Genomic DNA, 17,005 nt, shown 5'->3' on the forward strand with positions numbered 1-17,005 from the left:
ACAGACTAGTAAAAAATACCGTATTCTGCTTGATAAAAAGTACAAATGAAAGACGATCCTCGCTTAACAATTATGTTAATAATTCAAAACAAATCGAGGATCTTCAGTGTTCAAAGAAACCTTAGTCAAGTTATGTCTGAGAACCACAAGTAATTTTTCAATATCAATAACTTCTTGAGAATTGGTTGCATGTCTGATAACCTGCGCCCTTTCAAAATCATTTTTACCCGTGAGCTGAGTTTCAGGCACAACTCTTACTTTCAAGCCAACTGAAACAGCCTTTTCCAACAAGAAAGTTAAAAAGTGGTATCTTTCAAACGTTGACCAGCTTGTTGGCAGTTGAACCGGGTATTTGAGAGCCAAGAATGATCAAGCCCGTTAAGTTCGGCCGGTAAATCTTTTCATAAATCTCACTATAATACATGAACGCATCCATTTTTTTAAATTGTCCCCTTTGTTTTTTTCGATCATTCAATAAATGATAATAAGAGAAACTACTCCCGTCGCTTAAAAACAACAGCTTATGTTTACCCAAGTTCATCCCTAACCATGAGTCCTCTTGTTTTTGCGGTTTTTCAAATGGCCAGCTGCTATATATCCTTGCACGATATGTTTGTCCTAAGCGGTAAATAAACATAAAAGTAATCTTATTAAAACAATGTTCCCACGGTCGTTCAATAGGAACTGTCCCCAAAATCGGCAACATCAATAAATTGTTCACCAGCAAAGCTTTTCCAGGTTCTTTCGTGAACAAACAACATAGTCCCGCTTTAGCAATAAAATCACCAGGAAAGCCTAAATTTTTAGGATCCTCAGCCTGGTTAGCTGTTTTACAATTAAAACGATATTGGCAAAGTACGCCAACAACAGTGTTTAAAGCCAAACGATTTAAATGATGATTTCCTCTGTTGACAAAACGCTTAACGATCTCTCTACTCTTATCTACTATAACGACATCCGATGTTGTATCGACTTGCAACTTATCTAATTCGCAGATGACATTCCTGCTAAGTTCCAAACATTTTTTGATCTCATTGATCTGTTTGGTCTGTGGGTAGATTTTTACATCACAAAATTCTTTTGCTGTCTGCATTTGCTTCACTCCTAAATTTTATATCTACAAATAGATACGCAAAAGGACTTGTTTTTGATCATTAATTTTCCACTCAACGCTCATTAAAAAATATCTACAAAAAAAGGCCGCAATACGACCTTCATAACTCTACCCCTGGTATAAATATTGCCTTCGACCTTTTTTTACCCCTGTAAAAATGAACGGGGCAGGATCACCAGATGTATCGATAGAAAAATTGTCTGTTGTTTGTAAAGAAGTACGGTAGATCTCTTCATATTCTTTAACACTCACTTGCTTTCGCTGAGCTAACATTTCTGCGACAGTCTTATCCCTCGCAAAAGCTAAAAATCCGGGTTGCAATATACCGGTAAAAAATTCTCCTTGAGCACCTGAACCATAACTAAACAGTCCGATACGTTGTCCCACTTTCAGATCGTCGCTATTTTGCAATAATGAAAGCAAGCTCAAATAAAGTGAGCCTGAATAAAGATTACCAACATTTCTGTTATATTCACGTGATGCTTCAAACTCTGCTTGCAATTTAGCTGTAGTTTCAGGTGTCGCATCATTCGTTACTTTTCCAAGTACTTTAAGACCCATTTTTGTGTATGGTAAGTGAAAGACCAAAGCATTAAAATCCGTCAGAGATAAACCGGTTTTGTTTAAATAATCAGTATAAACCTTTTCAAAAAATTCTAAATACACCTGTGAAGAATATTTACCTTGTACTAGTGCCTCGACATGGCCTAAAGGACGCCAGAAATCCATCACATTTTCTGCTAAATATGATGTCTGCTGCTCCAGAGCTAAGATAGCAGGGTCTCTACTCAACAATAAAGCGATCGCCCCGCCTCCCTGTGTCGCTTCACCAGAAGTTTTGATACCGTAACGTGCAATATCTGCGCCAAACACGAGCACTTTTTCATCCGGATTCAATGCCAAATACCCTCTGGCCATTGCAATGCCTGCCGTTGCACCGTAGCAAGCCTGTTTGATCTCAAAAGACCTAATATTTTTGGAGAGCCCTAAAAGTTCTGCAACATACATGGAAGCAGCCTTAGAATTATCGATACCAGTTTCTGTTCCAAAAATTACCAAGCTGATGTCATTTTTATCTTCAACTGTTAAAATTTTTTCAGCCGCTGTGCATGCCAGCGTTACAGGGTCTTGCGAAGGTAAAGCCACTGCCATTTTCTTTTGACCCAATCCTACTAAATATTTCCCAGGCTCCTCGTTTCTCGCCTTAGCCAGTTCTGCCATATCTACATATAAATGCGATGTAGCAAAACCAATTTTATCGATCCCAATTTTCATAAAATAACTCCTATCTGATAACGATTTTTATATTATATCCTTACCGTGCCTAATCATCTACATTAGATAATACCTTTAGCTGCCTTTAATATTATACCCTACTACCAAAGAAACTAGCAAAATTCAAAATATTTTCCTTTAGTATAAAGTTTTCTATGAAGTATTGTCAGACATGCATACATTAAAAATCTTGTAGTATAATAAATATGTTTGATAGGAGGTGCCTTATTTGAAAACAATCAAAATGACAGTTTCTGGTATGGTCCAAGGGGTTGGGTTTAGATACACGGCTAAGATGCTCGCGGACCAGCTCAACGTCAGCGGGGTCGTTCGTAATTTAATGAATGGCGATGTTTATATCGAAGCTCAGGCAGATGAGGAAACACTTGACAAGTTTGTCGCAGGTATCAAGGATTCTCCTTCTCCCGCAGGGCGTGTCGATCATGTTGAAGTTTCCGAGATCTCTCCAGGAGATTACACTGGCTTTGACGTTGTTTATTAGTATCACTGACCACCATAGTTCTCAGTATGGTGGTTTTTTCTACCAAAAGTTTACCGTAATTTTACCATTTTAATATAAAAAAACTTTAGTTTTATAGATTACCGTTTTAGTTTATGTTAAGATACAGGTTGTGTATTTTACTATGTGAAAGGAATTAGAAATGAACAAAAAGAAATTAACCAGGCTCTTTCCACTATTTATGATCCTAGTTGTTTTTCTCAGCGGCTGTGTGCGCAGGACTAAAAGCGGTCATCCTTATGGCTGGCTCTACGACAATTTAGCTGTCCCGACACAACATCTACTGTTTTGGCTCTCACAACAATTAGGCAATAATCTTGGATGGGCAATTATCTTGATCACCTTTATCGTAAGATTGATCTTAATGCCATTAATGATAAATCAATCTCGCAAATCAACGATCCAGCAAGAAAAAATGGCTTCGATCCAACCATACATGACAGATATTCAAAAGCGCTCTAAAGAAGCAAAGAGTCAAGAAGAGCAAATGGAAGCAAATCAGGAATTGATGGCCTTATACAAGGACAACAACATTTCAATGACAGGTGGGATCGGTTGCTTACCAATATTGATCCAAATGCCGATTTTTGCTGCTTTGTATGCTGCTATTCAATATTCTCCTGAACTATCTAGTTCTTATTTCTTTGGGATCAACCTAGGAAGTAGAAGTTTTATTTTAACTGCTTTAACATTTATCATTTATGCAGTTCAGGGATATATGTCTATGATCGGTTTGGATCCTCAACAAAAGAAACAAATGCAATCCATGCTTGTAATTAGCCCGATCATGACCGCCGGGATCACTTACGTTTCCCCTGCCGGTTTAGGTCTTTATTTCTTTGTTGGTGGTATCTTTGCCTGTCTACAAACACTGGCGATCCTATTTATGCGTCCACGGATCAAAAAACGAGTCGCCGAGGACCTTAAAAAGAATCCTATTAAGGCTCCGACCAAAAAACCGACTCCCGTTGTTAAACAGGAGGCTAATCAGACAAAACAGCATCAACAAGAGATGCACAATAAAAATCGCCAACGTAATGCTGGCAAACAACAACGGCATAACTAAATAGAACTAATAAAAACGTTCCCCAATTTTGTGGGGAACGTTTTTTGCATACAAACAGTACTGGGTAAGGCTTCTCTTTCTTATTAGTCAAGTCGTTTTAAATCCAACGAACCTTTAGTCCGTCTCTTCCTTGACCGAACTTTTCTTTATCAAATTTGGGTCCGGTCAGTTATCGACTGGACCTTACTTTCTCGAATTTTGGACCAGTTAACCATCGACCGGGCCCTTCTTCTCGAAACTTTGGGCCAGTCAACACTATAAAAAAACAATCTAAGATTAGTTCTGATATGAAATGATTTTTATCGTTTCATATCAGAACTTTTTGTTTACACTAAAAGTGGAGTTAAGGTCGACCATAGCCCCTGGGACTTCGAGTCCGTAATATAAAAAGACCTTCGTCACTTTCAACGCACAAATATGATTTAAGATTGAGGACCCGTGAGGCCGTGTTTAGGAAATGATATGTCGCGTTGGAAGGGACAGTAATAACTTCATATTTTTATAGAAAGAAGCGATATTTTGTCAGATATTATTGCCTTAGATGTTTCAAAAAACCATAGCTATGTTGTCTGGTATCGAGATGAACAATGCTTAGCTGAGTTTGATTGTCCGCACAATCGCATTGGCTTTGAACATCTGAAAGTTATTGCGGATTCAGCTGATGATCCTGCAGTGTATTTTGAAGCAACTGGTGTTTATTCACGTCCAGTAGTACGTTTTTGTCAAAATAATCATTTATCCTATACACAGCTTAATCCGCTAGAGCTACACCTGCGGTCTGAAGACTTACGTCGTGTAAAAACAGACCGCTCAGACGCTCATAAAATTGCTCACTCAGTCATGAAAAATAATTATCGTCAAACAAACGCGTGGTCCAAAGATTATCGACAACTGCGGGAACTGACAAGGTTTTACGGTCAGGTTAATAAAGATATCAAATTGGAACAAGTTAAACTATACACTGCGCTTGAACAAACTTTTCCTGAAGAAGAACAATTGTTTAAGAACCGAGTTTCGAAATTAGCTTTAAATGTCATCCTTTTGTTCCCACACCCCGACTTTGTACACGGATTGTCACGAACGAAACTAAAAAATAAACTAATGTCTCAAACTGATAAGCGGCTATCGAAAGCCAAAGGTTTAAAATATGCCGAAAAACTAATCAAATTCGCTCAAATTAGCTATCCAGCCACTGATTTCGATAGTATTCAGGTGCAAGAAGTTAAATACTACTGCCGACAGTTAATTAATTTAGTCAAGCAAAAAGAGCGATTGGTCGCTCAGATGAAGACCTTATCTAAATCATTGCCGACATATCAAATTTATATTTCAATGCCGGGAATTGGCTCATTAACGGCTGCACAATTACTTGGTGAGTTAGGAGACATCACCAGATTTGATAATGCCAACCAACTTAATGCCTATATCGGAATTGATTTAAATCGTTACCAATCAGGTCAGGATCGACGCCAGGACCATATTAATAAACGTGGTAATCCTCATGCACGAGCACTCGTTTATCTGATAGTCCACAATATGATTCGACAACAAGCAGCCGCACCTAATCATATCGTTGATTATTACTATCGACTAAAAAAGCGACCCATCCCCAAAAAAGATAAGGTCGCGACAGTTGCCTGCATGAACAGAACGTTGAAATGTCTCTATGCCATGGTCATGACAGGTACTAAGTACGTCTATGCGTACGCGGACTCGAAGTCCCAATAAACTGCGGAGTATCAAAATACTCTCCGATTACATGATAGCCCTTTCCTCAATATTTTTAAAGAATAATACTGAGGCTTATTTTAGTATACTCAATTTTTAAGAAATATCCTTGTATAATTCTACGTTAAATATCTGACTGTAATATAACGCTTAAGTTTCAAATAAGCCCTTGACTAATCGTAGGAAAAAAGCTGGGACAAAATGCAAGCAGTTTTTTGTTCCAGCCCTTTTAATAAACTATTAATTATGCCAGATGATCCTCATTTGACTCATCTGTTTTCTGCTCATTAGTTGCAGGCACATGCAATGGAATAGAAATTTTAAACAGCGAGCCTTGCCCCTCGGCACTCTCAACAGTTATTTTGCCATGATACCCTTCTAATAAGCGTTTTGCGATCGATAAACCTAAGCCGTTACCGCCCTGATCTCTGCTACGTGCCTTATCGACCCTATAAAAACGCCCAAATATTTTTTTAACTTCAGCTTCCGGAATACCAGCGCCAAAATCTTGAACAACTAATTCTGCATAGCGATTCGTCTTGGACAAGGAAACATAGATCTCTTTACGCTCTTGAGAATACTTAACAGCATTGTCCATCAATATTACCATGATTTGTTCTAGATGATTGCGATACATTTTTACTGTCGTTTTCTCTCTTAATTCGTTGTCCAAACTAAAGTGAAAATCAGGATGAATCATTTCAAAATTAGAAAAGACCTGCAAGGCTACTTCTCGAATATCACTGGTCTCATTTCCAAATTGCACATTTACTTGCCCGGCACGAGACAGATCCAACATTTCTTGCACTAAACTTTCCATCCGTGTTATTTCTTGTAAGGACGCGTTGATCGATTCTGCCAAAATTTCTGGATCATCTTTTCCCCATCGATTTAAAAGATCCATATGTCCTTTAATAACAGAAACTGGGGTCCTTAATTCGTGAGACACGTCTTCGACAAACTGCAGCTGCTGTTCGATATAACCCTGCATCTGATCTAACATATCATTAAATAATTCACTTAATTCGGACAGTTCATCTCGCTGCTTTAACTTGGGCACTCTGACCGTTGCGATCGCTTTACCTTCATTGCCTGTACTAAGTTTACGCATCGCTTCATTTAGAGCCTCAATCGGTTTTAAAAGCCATGTAGATAGACTTAAGCTAAGCAAAGCAATCGCCAAACCTGCAGTGATCCCAAACACAATAAAAATTAGGATAAACTTACTGCGAGCTTGATCATAATCTTTAAGGGTATTCGTAACCTGAGCGTAACCTATCACTTGATTTGTTGAATCAGATCTGACTGGGCGGCTCGTAACAAAAATATGATGAGCACCGTTACGGATCACAGTATCTTTATTTGACCCCGTTTTCTTAAAATGATATGGAACATTGCGCGATGCAAAAATCAAGTCCCCAGATAAGTTATAAACACTTACAGCTAAATTTTTACGAGCCAGTGAAGTAAACGCAGAATCCGTATATGGAGCAGGTGCATTTTGTCCTTTTTCATCTGTAGGAGCTACGTCATAGCTTAAAACTTGCTTAACATGCTTAGAATCTAATTCAGAATCACGGTCCTCTAAACGTTTCGAAGCAGTTGACAACGCATTATAAGAATAGGTTTTTTCTTGTCTTAACAAAATACTAGAAAAACTTTGAAACAACAAGACAGCAAAGATAGCAAAAATTACTAAAACTCCAAGTCCCATTCCGACCGACCATTTAACCTTTAAGGAAATGAAACGTTTATCGTTTTTACCATTTTGTTCACTATCTTTACCATTAACGATTTCTTCAGCCATTATGACCGCATAACATAGCCGGTTCCACGCACCGTTTGAATGTAACTATCTTCACCTGGTCGATCGATTTTATTGCGCAGATACCTTATATACACATCAACAACATTTGTTTCGATCTGGGATTCATAACCCCACACCTTTTTCAATAACACATCACGTGCTAAAACAACATTGACATTTTCCATCAAAGTTAACAACAGTTCATACTCACGCTTAGTTAACTCAATGATCTCATCACCACGACGAACAACACGATTTTCCTTTTCGATCGTTAAGTCTCGGTAACTGACAGTGGTCTGCTTGGAAGAATTTTGCTCACTCTCTAGGTCGATCCTACGTAATAAAGCTCTTAACCGAGCCAACAATTCTTCGATCGCAAATGGTTTAACGATATAATCGTCTGCACCATGGTCCAATCCTGAAACCCTATCGATAACAGAATCACGGGCAGTCATCATTATGATCGGCGTATTTTTAACTTGGCGGACCCGACGACAAACTTCCAAGCCATTTAACTCAGGGAGCATTAAGTCTAACAAAATAGCATCCCAGTTTTCTTGTAATGCAAAATCAAGCCCTTCACGTCCATTTTTGCACACCTTAGTCGTGTACCCTTCATGTTGTAATTCTAAATCAACAAAGCGTGCAAGATTTTTCTCATCTTCCACAATTAAAATATTACTCATTAAGTCGCACTCTCCTAATCTGGAACTCCAGATTTTATTTTTAAAAACTCCAATTGTCTCCAAATGCAATTTTAACATTTTATTCTTTAAAATTACATATATATCTATGAAGTTCATTATAATGCCGGCATTCTTTACACAAATACTAAAAACAGTTAAAAAGCCGGGCGCAAACAAACGCCCAGCTTTCTTTGTGAATTTTAATTATTCTTCGTGGTACCACTCATAGTGGAAGATGCCTTCTTTATCATTACGTTCATATGTGTGTGCTCCAAAATAATCACGCTGAGCTTGAATAATATTAGCAGGTAAGGTTTCAGCACGATACTGATCATAGTAAGTGATCGCACTAGTAAACCCAGGTGACGCAACGCCTGCTTGAACAGCAAGTGCGGCAACATCACGTACTGCACCTTGATATTTTTCTGCAATATCTTTAAAGTACGGATCAAGCATCAAGTTCTTCAAATCTGGTTGATTTTCAAAAGCATCAGTGATCTTTTGCAAGAACTGTGCACGAATAATGCAGCCTTCACGCCAAATCTTAGCCATATCACCGAATTTTAAATCCCAATTATAATTCTCAGAAGCAACACGTAATTGTTCGAAACCTTGAGCATAACTCATGATCTTACTAAAGTATAGAGCTTCACGGATCTTTTCGATATATTCTTCCTTATCGACCTTAGAAGTGTCAAATGAAGGTCCATGTAAGACTTTACTTGCAGCTACACGTTCGTCTTTCAAAGCTGAAATATAGCGAGAATAAACCGATTCGGTGATCAGAGATTGAGGAACACCTAGTTCAAGCGCACTTTGTGAACTCCACTTACCTGTTCCTTTGTTTCCTGCGCGGTCTAAGATCTTATCTACCATCGGTTCGCCGGAACCTTCGTCATCCTTACGAGTTAAAATATCAGCTGTAATATCGATCAAGTAACTGCTCAATTCACCTTGTTTCCATTCATCAAAGGTCGCAGCGATCTCTTCAGTCGTCATTTGCAAGACATTACGCATCAAATTATAGCTTTCAGCAATTAGCTCCATATCTCCATACTCGATACCATTATGAACCATCTTTACATAATGACCTGCCCCATCTGGACCGATATAGGTGACACAAGGTTGTCCATCTTTTGCCTTGGCAGCGATCTTCTCGAGGATCGGGCTCACCAGATCATAGGCTTCTTTTTGTCCACCTGGCATCAAAGAAGGACCCTCTAGAGCGCCCTTTTCACCGCCGGAAACACCCATACCGATGAAATTGATCCCAGAATTTTCGAGTTCTTTATTACGTCTGATCGTATTCTCAAAGAATGTGTTCCCACCGTCGATCAAAACATCGCCCTTGTCTAAGTACGGTAATAAGCTCTTGATCGTTTCATCCGTTGGTTGGCCAGCTTTGACCATTAGTATGATCCGACGAGGAGTCTGCAATGAAGAAGCAAAGTCTTCAATCGAATAACTTGGTACTAAATTCTTATCTGGATGGTCTGCAGCAGTTTTTTCAGTCTTTGAAGCAGTCCGGTTAAAGATAGCAACCGAGTATCCTCTGCTTTCTATATTTAAAGCCAAGTTTTTTCCCATGACGGCCATACCAATTACACCAATTTGTGGTTTATCCATCATTTAGCCTCCTAAATAGTCCTAAATTTATGTTCCCTTCAAATCATAGCAAAAATAAAAAATTAAATAAAGTCTGTAAGGTCAATATGAAAAACTTTTTCTAAAATTAATTTAACACAGCAAAAAACGACCTACTGATCGTAGGCCGCTTTCTATTACGATGCTTTAGCGTCTTTTTTTTCGATCCGCGGTTTTTCTTGGCCAAGTACAGTGTTCTTTGTAATAGAAACTTTCTTAATATTACTGTGGCTTGGGATATCAAACATTATATCACGCATAGTAGCTTCGATGATCGAACGTAAACCACGAGCACCGGTGTTTCTTTCAATAGCTAACCGTGCTATTTCTTTAAGAGCGGCAGGTGCAAAATTCAATTCAACCTTATCAAGTTCTAATAACTTCTGATATTGCTTGACCAAGGCATTTTTTGGCTCTGTCAAAATACGCACCAAATCATCTTGATCCAGTTTTTCTAAAGCAGTTAAAATAGGCAGACGACCAATAAACTCTGGTATCAAACCAAATTTCAAAAGATCTTCTGGGATTATTTGCTGCTTTAAGCTCTTATTGCCATCAAAATTTTGATTAGAATCTGCGCCAAAACCAATAGTTTTGTCACCCAAACGGTTCTTAACTATAGTGTCGATCCCATCAAACGCACCACCAACAATGAAAAGAATGTTAGTCGTATCGACCTGTATCAATTCTTGTTGTGGATGCTTTCTTCCGCCTTGAGGAGGAACACTGGCAACAGTTCCTTCTAAGATTTTTAGCAAAGCCTGTTGAACACCTTCGCCTGAAACATCACGCGTGATCGAAACATTCTCGCTCTTTTTAGCGATCTTGTCTATTTCATCAATATAAACAATTCCGTGTTCAGCACGATCAACATCGTAATCAGCGTTTTGTAACAGCTTCAATAAAATGTTCTCAACGTCTTCACCAACGTAACCCGCTTCAGTCAATGTGGTTGCATCTGCTATTGCAAAAGGCACGTTAAGGATCTTGGCTAAGTTCTGTGCCAAGAAAGTCTTACCTGAACCGGTTGGCCCTACTAAACAAATATTACTCTTTTGTAATTCGGTTTCTTGGTCGTCATCCTTCAATGAAGCATTGACACGTTTATAATGATTATAAACAGCCACAGCTAAAGTCCGTTTAGCTTCAGTCTGACCGATCACATAATCATTCAACATATCGACGATCTCTTGCGGTGTCGGAACTTCACCTAAACCACTCTTCACGTCTGACTTTGCTTCTTCATTAATAATGGATTCTGCTAAAGCCACACATTCGTTACAAATATAGACACCTGGACCTGAGATCATGCTCTTAACTTGGTTTTCTGATTTACCACAGAACGAACAAGTTACTGGTCCATTACCATCCATGTTTTCATACATTAAATATCACCCTTGTTTACCTAGTTACGGTTATTCTATCAAAACTGAACTAAAAAGGCGAATAGTTGGCCTATAGTCAGAATGTTAGATAGATCTAACCAAAAAATCACGGTTGTCCAGTACAGGTCGCCGTGATTTTAAGTTTACGCATCAAAAATATTATTTGTCGTCTTCTTTATCATCTTTTTTGTCGTCAGGTTTACGAGTTTGCTTAGCTGAATCGGTGATTTCGTCGACCACTTTTCTGATAGCAATGTCATGTTGTAACATATCATCAGAAAGTGCTGAACGGACAGCATCTTCTTCTAGACCATACTGATCTGCCAAATCTTTGATCTCTTTAGAAATTTCATCATCAGTAGCCTTAACATCTTCTTCTTTAACGATTTCTTCCAAAACAAGGTTAGTCTTGACCCTCTTCTCAGCGCCTTCTTCAAAACGCTTATGCAAATCGTCTTCAGTAGAACCTGTTAATTGATAATACATGTCAGCACTGATGCCTTGTTGTTGAATGCTTGACATGAATTGATCCATTTGACGATGAACGTCTTCTTCGACCATTGCATCCGGGATCTCACCAACAGAAGCATTATCAACTGCAATATCGATTGCTTCGTCTTCGATCGCGTTTCTAGCTTCAGAGACCTTTTTAGCTTTCAGATCTTCTTTGATTTTAGCTTTTAGTTCTTCCAAAGTATCGACGTCTTCATCGACATCTTTGGCAAATTCGTCATCAAGTTCAGGCAATTCCTTTTCCTTAACTTCATGGATCTTTGTTTCAAAGACAGCTTCTTTACCAGCAAGATCAGTTGCTTGATAATCATCAGGGAAAGTAACCTTAACACTTACGTCGTCACCTGATTTGTGCCCAACGAGTTGTTCTTCAAAACCTGGGATAAATTGGCCTGAGCCAAGTGTCAACGACTGGTTGTCGGCCTTGCCGCCATCAAAAGGAACACCATCAACAGAACCCTCGTAATCGATAACGACCGTGTCACCATCAGCAGCTGGTTCGTCTTCTTTCAAAACAAGTTCAGCTTGTTGTTGACGCTTATCTTCCAATTCTTTTTCAACATCAGCTTTAAGAACACGAGTAGGATGAGGAGTAACCTCAAGGTCTTTATACTGACCTAATTTTACTTCTGGTTCAACCGTTACTTCTGCACTCAACACCCAAGCCGAATCTTTTTCCATTGATTCAACGTTGACCTCGGGTTGATCGACAGGTTTAATGTTAGTTTCTTGGACAGCATTAGAATATTCTTCAGGCAAGATCGCATTCAGTGCATCTTGGTATAACGATTCTTCACCGTACATTTTATTAAAAATCTGTCGCGGAACCTTTCCCTTGCGGAATCCCGGTACATTTAAAGATTTTTTAACACGATTAAAGGCAGTATCCAATCCTTCCTTGATTTTTTCAGGCTGGATCTCAAAGGTAAGTTTACCGTTGTTTGTGCCTTCTTCTTTTTCCCATTTTGCAGACATTATTTTCCCTCCGAGCAAATAAGTTTGTACAATATGTTAATTGCATACTAAATTAGTGTAACCTACAAAGACCGAAATGTAAATGTTTCACGCTAAAAAGTAATAATTGTCGAGACGCTTAAAAAATCATTTCACTTTTTTTATAAAACTAGAATGATATTTCGAACCTACACTAATTTTTCTAAAAAAAAAGAGCTCGAGCAATGCCCGAACTCTTGAAAACTGTTTTAGTCGTCGATTTCAGAAACAACACCAGCACCAACAGTATGGCCACCTTCACGAACGGTGAACTTAAGACCTTTTTCAATAGCAACTGGTGAAATCAATTCAACAGTAAATGTTACGTTATCACCAGGCATAACCATTTCAACACCTTCTGGTAATTCGATCACACCAGTAACGTCTGTAGTATGGAAGTAGAATTGTGGACGGTAGTTTGAGAAGAATGGAGTATGACGTCCGCCTTCTTCTTTAGACAAGACATAAACTTCACCCTTGAACTTCTTGTGTGTTTGAATCGAACCTGGGTGAGCCAAAACTTGGCCACGGATAACTTGGTCACGATCAATACCACGAAGCAAAGCACCGATATTATCGCCGGCTTCACCAACATCAAGTGTCTTACGGAACATTTCAACACCTGTGATAGTTGTTTTGAGGGCGTCATCTTTGAAACCAATGATTTCAACTTCGTCACCGACTTTAACTTGGCCACGGTCAACACGACCAGAAGCAACAGTACCACGACCAGTGATCGTAAATACGTCTTCAACAGGCATCAAGAATGGTTGGTCGACAGGACGGTCTGGTGTTGGAATGTAGTCATCAATGATGTCAAGCAATTCCTGAACATGTTTTTCTTCTTCTGCATCACCTTGTAATGCTTTAAGAGCTGAGCCACGAACGATAGGAATATCATCACCAGGGAAGTCATATTCGCTCAACAGATCGCGAACTTCCATTTCAACCAAGTCAAGTAATTCATCATCATCAACAAGGTCTGTCTTGTTTAAGAAGACAACGATATATTCAACACCAACCTGACGAGCAAGCAAGATATGCTCACGTGTCTGAGGCATTGGACCATCAGTAGCAGCAACTACCAAGATAGCACCGTCCATCTGAGCAGCACCAGTGATCATGTTCTTAACATAGTCAGCATGTCCTGGGGCATCAATATGAGCATAGTGGCGTTTTTCAGTTTCATACTCGATATGTGAAGTATTGATAGTGATACCACGTTCCTGCTCTTCTGGAGCAGCGTCAATAGTTGCATAGTCTTGGAATTCTGCGACACCTGTGTCAGATTCAGATAAAACTTTAGTAATAGCAGCTGTTAAAGTTGATTTACCATGGTCAACGTGTCCGATAGTACCAATGTTAACATGCGGCTTTGTTCTTTCGTAATGTTCTTTTGCCATTAATACGAACCTCCTGTGATTTTGCAAAGAAAACCCGCAATAATTTGCCGATAATCCTTTAATTTAAATTATACTACTTCTTCCCCCCAATTCCAAGCATCAACAGATACTCACAACCGGAGATATTGAAGAATCCTTGAATAATTATATAGATACAAAATCTATTTGTAAACACTAAAAACCAAAAATAATCAAGATTTTCAATCTTTTTTACATTATTTTGAGTTTAACTCCAATTCTAAAATGCTCTTCTCCATTTTTAAAGCTATTTGCCCATAATCTCCAGCAGAATTTAAGGATCTTTGATCATTCAATAAAATGTAGTACCATAACTCTTCGTCTTGTTCGACATCTGTAAAAACTGGATATAATAACATTAATTTTAAAGTGATCTCTCCCAAGATCTGTTGTGACAGTTCTGAGGGCCTTGAGGGATCTCCTAATACCTGTGCAGCATAACTTTTAAAAACTTCAGTTTGCTGCAATCCCTCAAGCCGTCCAGGTGTCACGGCAATTCGCCCGTTTAAAAACGAGTGATAAGCGAATTCTTCTTGCACATCTAGCAAGCGAAGATCATTTAATAGTGATGCTCGAACTAGTGGATGAACATTGTCATCTTCCAACGCACCTTTGACTGCTAAAACAAAGTCCTGACATGACAAGGCAACTGCTTTTTTTGCAATTTTTCGTTGTTCTAATGGATCTAAAGCTCCCAGATATTGAAGTTGTTTTTTCAACTTCAGTAACTTATTCCCTTCTTGTTTATTAAAAAGCTCGTTCTCTGAGGATAATGTTGCATAAAATAACTGACTTTCTTGCTCAGTTAAAAACTCTTTTAAACTTTTAAGCAATTGAGAGACTTTGAGACTTTCTCCTGCAAAAACCGCTACATGAATATAGAAAACCAATCGTTCATTTTCCGCCAAATAACTATTCATGTATTCTTGAATGATCATCAACGCTTTGGAGTAATCACCTACGCCTACTAAAGCCTGAGCAAAAAGATAATTCTCGCGAGCGGATCTTTTCTCTGAATATAATTTAGAAAAAATTTCAACTGCAAGTTGATAATTTTTTTCATATAAGGCCGTCTCAGCCACAGATTGAAACTCTTTTCTGTCTTCTTTCATTAACTTCTTTGCCACCCAATGTGATGCTTATTTAGAAACTTGCTTTTTCTTCTTATAATGGCGGTGTTGATTAACTTCCATAATGATCGGCAATATTACTGGATGACGATGTGTTTGTTCATAAAGATAATGATTTAAGTTTTCTCTGATGTCTTGTTTCAAATGGCTCCAATCAAATTCTTTATTGTCCAAATTATTTTGAACTACTTTTCTGACGATCTCGCCACTTTCAGTTATCAATTCCCGACTTGCCTTAACAAACACGAAGCCGCGAGAAGTGATCTTCGGCGTATCGATGATCCGATGCTTTTTGCGATCAATAGTGACCACAGCGATAAAAATACCATCTTCTGACAATGACTTCCGGTCGCGTAAAACAATATTCCCAATATCACCAACACCACTACCATCGATCATTGTATTACCGGCTTTAACAGATGAAGCCATGATCATTTTATCCTTATCATATTCTAAAACATCGCCGTTTTTCAACAAGAATATGTTTTGTGGTTCCATACCGACTTGTTCTGCCGTTTCCGCATGAGCAAATAACAAACGGTATTCACCCTGGATCGGAACTAAATATTTAGGCCTTAACAAGTTGATCAACAATTGCAGATCATGCTTGCTTGCATGACCAGATGAATTATACTCATCCGAAATAGCCTTAACTTCTGCCCCGGAATGATAGATCATATCACGTGTTTTAGCAACTTTGGTATCCATCGCGTGTGACGGAGTCGTTATAATAAAGGCTAGGTCACCTTCTCCCAAGGTAACACCCTTATATTTACCAGTTGCCATGCGATACAAAGACTTCAGGGGCTCGCCAGAACGACCGGCTTCTAAAATTACCAATTGCTCGGAGTCATATTTACCCATATCTCCTGGCTTGATCAATAGATCTTTTTCTGGTAATCGGAGTTTTTTCATCTTTAACGCTGTGTTGATCACTTTTTCCGCATCAAAGCCAGTTAATGTGACCTTCCGTTCATTAGCAGCGGCTGCGTCTAGGACTTGCTGAACACGCATTAGGTTAGAAGCAACACAAGCTACGACTATTCGTCCTTTATGATTCTCAATAGTTTCACTGATCATATCAGTGATCACATGTTCATCAACAGGCTCAGCTGGATTTTCGGCATTACCAGAATCACTTAATAAAGTAATGACGCCTTCTTTCCCGATTTCAGCTAGTCTGCCAAAGTCAGTGCGATAACTAGCTGTCGCAGTTTGATCAAACTTAAAATCACCAGTATAAACTATATTCCCCTTATTTGTTTTAACAACTATTCCCAATGACTCGGGAACTGAATGAGTGGTACTAAAGAATGAGACCGTTGCATTCTCAAAATCGATCTCAGTATCAGCATTTATTACGTGAAAATCGTTAAACTTCTTCGACGTGCCTTCATTTTCACAGGCGATCTTAGCCAGTGCGATCGTAAATTCAGAACCGAAAACAGGAACATTAAATTCACTAAGAAAATATGGTAATGCTCCAATTGCATCAGCGTGCCCATGGGTCAAGAAAACACCAACGATCTTCTCGGAATTTTCACGTAAATATTCGAAATCAGGAATGACAGTATCGATACCCAGCAATTCATTTTCTGGATACTTCAAACCACAATCCAAAATAAAGATTTCATCCTTGATCTCAACGATATACATATTCTTACCATTCTCTCTGACACCACCAAGTGCAGAGATCTTTATTTCACTCATTTTTTCACCTCAC

Annotated in this window: 14 protein-coding genes; 3 read left to right on the plus strand and 11 right to left on the minus strand. The window is 38.7% G+C overall.

Going from position 1 to position 17,005, the window contains the following annotated elements; all coding sequences use genetic code 11:
- Positions 1 to 75: 75 nt before the first annotated feature.
- From AC3XNE_RS10370 to AC3XNE_RS10380, 3 genes are all read right to left on the minus strand, one after another.
- Positions 76 to 264 (minus strand): hypothetical protein, encoded by a 189-nt coding sequence (locus AC3XNE_RS10370; protein ID WP_489831993.1) that lies wholly within the window; start codon positions 262 to 264, stop codon positions 76 to 78.
- A 49-nt stretch (positions 265 to 313) separates the two neighbouring features.
- Positions 314 to 1,093 carry a hypothetical protein gene (locus tag AC3XNE_RS10375; protein WP_489831994.1) on the minus strand — a complete coding sequence of 260 codons (780 nt, stop codon included), beginning with the start codon at positions 1,091 to 1,093 and terminating at the stop codon, positions 314 to 316.
- Between the two features lie 129 nt (positions 1,094 to 1,222).
- Positions 1,223 to 2,389, minus strand: a complete 1,167-nt coding sequence (locus AC3XNE_RS10380; protein ID WP_489831995.1) for a hydroxymethylglutaryl-CoA synthase — start codon at positions 2,387 to 2,389, stop codon at positions 1,223 to 1,225.
- Positions 2,390 to 2,618: 229 nt separating this feature from the next.
- Between AC3XNE_RS10380 and AC3XNE_RS10385 the strand changes: the two genes are divergently transcribed.
- From AC3XNE_RS10385 to AC3XNE_RS10395, 3 genes are all read left to right on the plus strand, one after another.
- Entirely contained in the window at positions 2,619 to 2,891 is a 273-nt protein-coding gene (locus tag AC3XNE_RS10385) for an acylphosphatase (protein WP_489831996.1), read from the plus strand.
- A 160-nt stretch (positions 2,892 to 3,051) separates the two neighbouring features.
- Complete coding sequence (gene yidC, locus AC3XNE_RS10390) at positions 3,052 to 3,975, plus strand: membrane protein insertase YidC (protein WP_489831997.1); 924 nt, start codon at positions 3,052 to 3,054, stop codon at positions 3,973 to 3,975.
- Positions 3,976 to 4,494: 519 nt separating this feature from the next.
- Complete coding sequence (locus AC3XNE_RS10395; RefSeq protein ID WP_489831998.1) at positions 4,495 to 5,703, plus strand: IS110 family RNA-guided transposase; 1,209 nt, start codon at positions 4,495 to 4,497, stop codon at positions 5,701 to 5,703.
- Positions 5,704 to 5,947: 244 nt separating this feature from the next.
- On the opposite strand, the gene AC3XNE_RS10400 is transcribed toward AC3XNE_RS10395, so the two are convergent.
- The 8 genes from AC3XNE_RS10400 to AC3XNE_RS10435 all read right to left on the minus strand — a co-directional run bounded on the left by AC3XNE_RS10400 (position 5,948) and on the right by AC3XNE_RS10435 (position 16,992).
- The gene (locus tag AC3XNE_RS10400) at positions 5,948 to 7,510 is read right to left on the minus strand and encodes a HAMP domain-containing sensor histidine kinase (RefSeq protein ID WP_489832000.1); all 1,563 of its coding nucleotides are present in this window, start codon (positions 7,508 to 7,510) and stop codon (positions 5,948 to 5,950) included.
- Positions 7,510 to 8,196, minus strand: a complete 687-nt coding sequence (locus AC3XNE_RS10405) for a response regulator transcription factor (RefSeq protein WP_489832001.1) — start codon at positions 8,194 to 8,196, stop codon at positions 7,510 to 7,512. Before AC3XNE_RS10405 ends, AC3XNE_RS10400 begins: the two co-directional genes overlap by 1 nt.
- A gap of 204 nt (positions 8,197 to 8,400) precedes the next feature.
- Complete coding sequence (gndA, locus tag AC3XNE_RS10410) at positions 8,401 to 9,822, minus strand: NADP-dependent phosphogluconate dehydrogenase (protein ID WP_489832002.1); 1,422 nt, start codon at positions 9,820 to 9,822, stop codon at positions 8,401 to 8,403.
- A gap of 155 nt (positions 9,823 to 9,977) precedes the next feature.
- Positions 9,978 to 11,225, minus strand: coding sequence for an ATP-dependent Clp protease ATP-binding subunit ClpX (gene clpX / locus AC3XNE_RS10415; RefSeq protein WP_489832003.1), 1,248 nt, complete (start codon positions 11,223 to 11,225; stop codon positions 9,978 to 9,980).
- A 159-nt stretch (positions 11,226 to 11,384) separates the two neighbouring features.
- The gene (tig, locus tag AC3XNE_RS10420) at positions 11,385 to 12,713 is read right to left on the minus strand and encodes a trigger factor (protein WP_489832004.1); all 1,329 of its coding nucleotides are present in this window, start codon (positions 12,711 to 12,713) and stop codon (positions 11,385 to 11,387) included.
- Positions 12,714 to 12,940: 227 nt separating this feature from the next.
- Positions 12,941 to 14,134: an elongation factor Tu gene (tuf, locus tag AC3XNE_RS10425; RefSeq protein ID WP_489832005.1), complete on the minus strand. Its 1,194-nt coding sequence runs from the start codon at positions 14,132 to 14,134 to the stop codon at positions 12,941 to 12,943.
- A 215-nt stretch (positions 14,135 to 14,349) separates the two neighbouring features.
- Positions 14,350 to 15,264 (minus strand): hypothetical protein, encoded by a 915-nt coding sequence (locus AC3XNE_RS10430; protein WP_489832006.1) that lies wholly within the window; start codon positions 15,262 to 15,264, stop codon positions 14,350 to 14,352.
- A 27-nt stretch (positions 15,265 to 15,291) separates the two neighbouring features.
- Positions 15,292 to 16,992, minus strand: a complete 1,701-nt coding sequence (locus AC3XNE_RS10435) for a ribonuclease J (protein ID WP_489832007.1) — start codon at positions 16,990 to 16,992, stop codon at positions 15,292 to 15,294.
- Positions 16,993 to 17,005 lie beyond the last annotated feature (13 nt).

The organism is Ligilactobacillus sp. JN-6 (Y).1 (genome assembly GCF_058111525.1).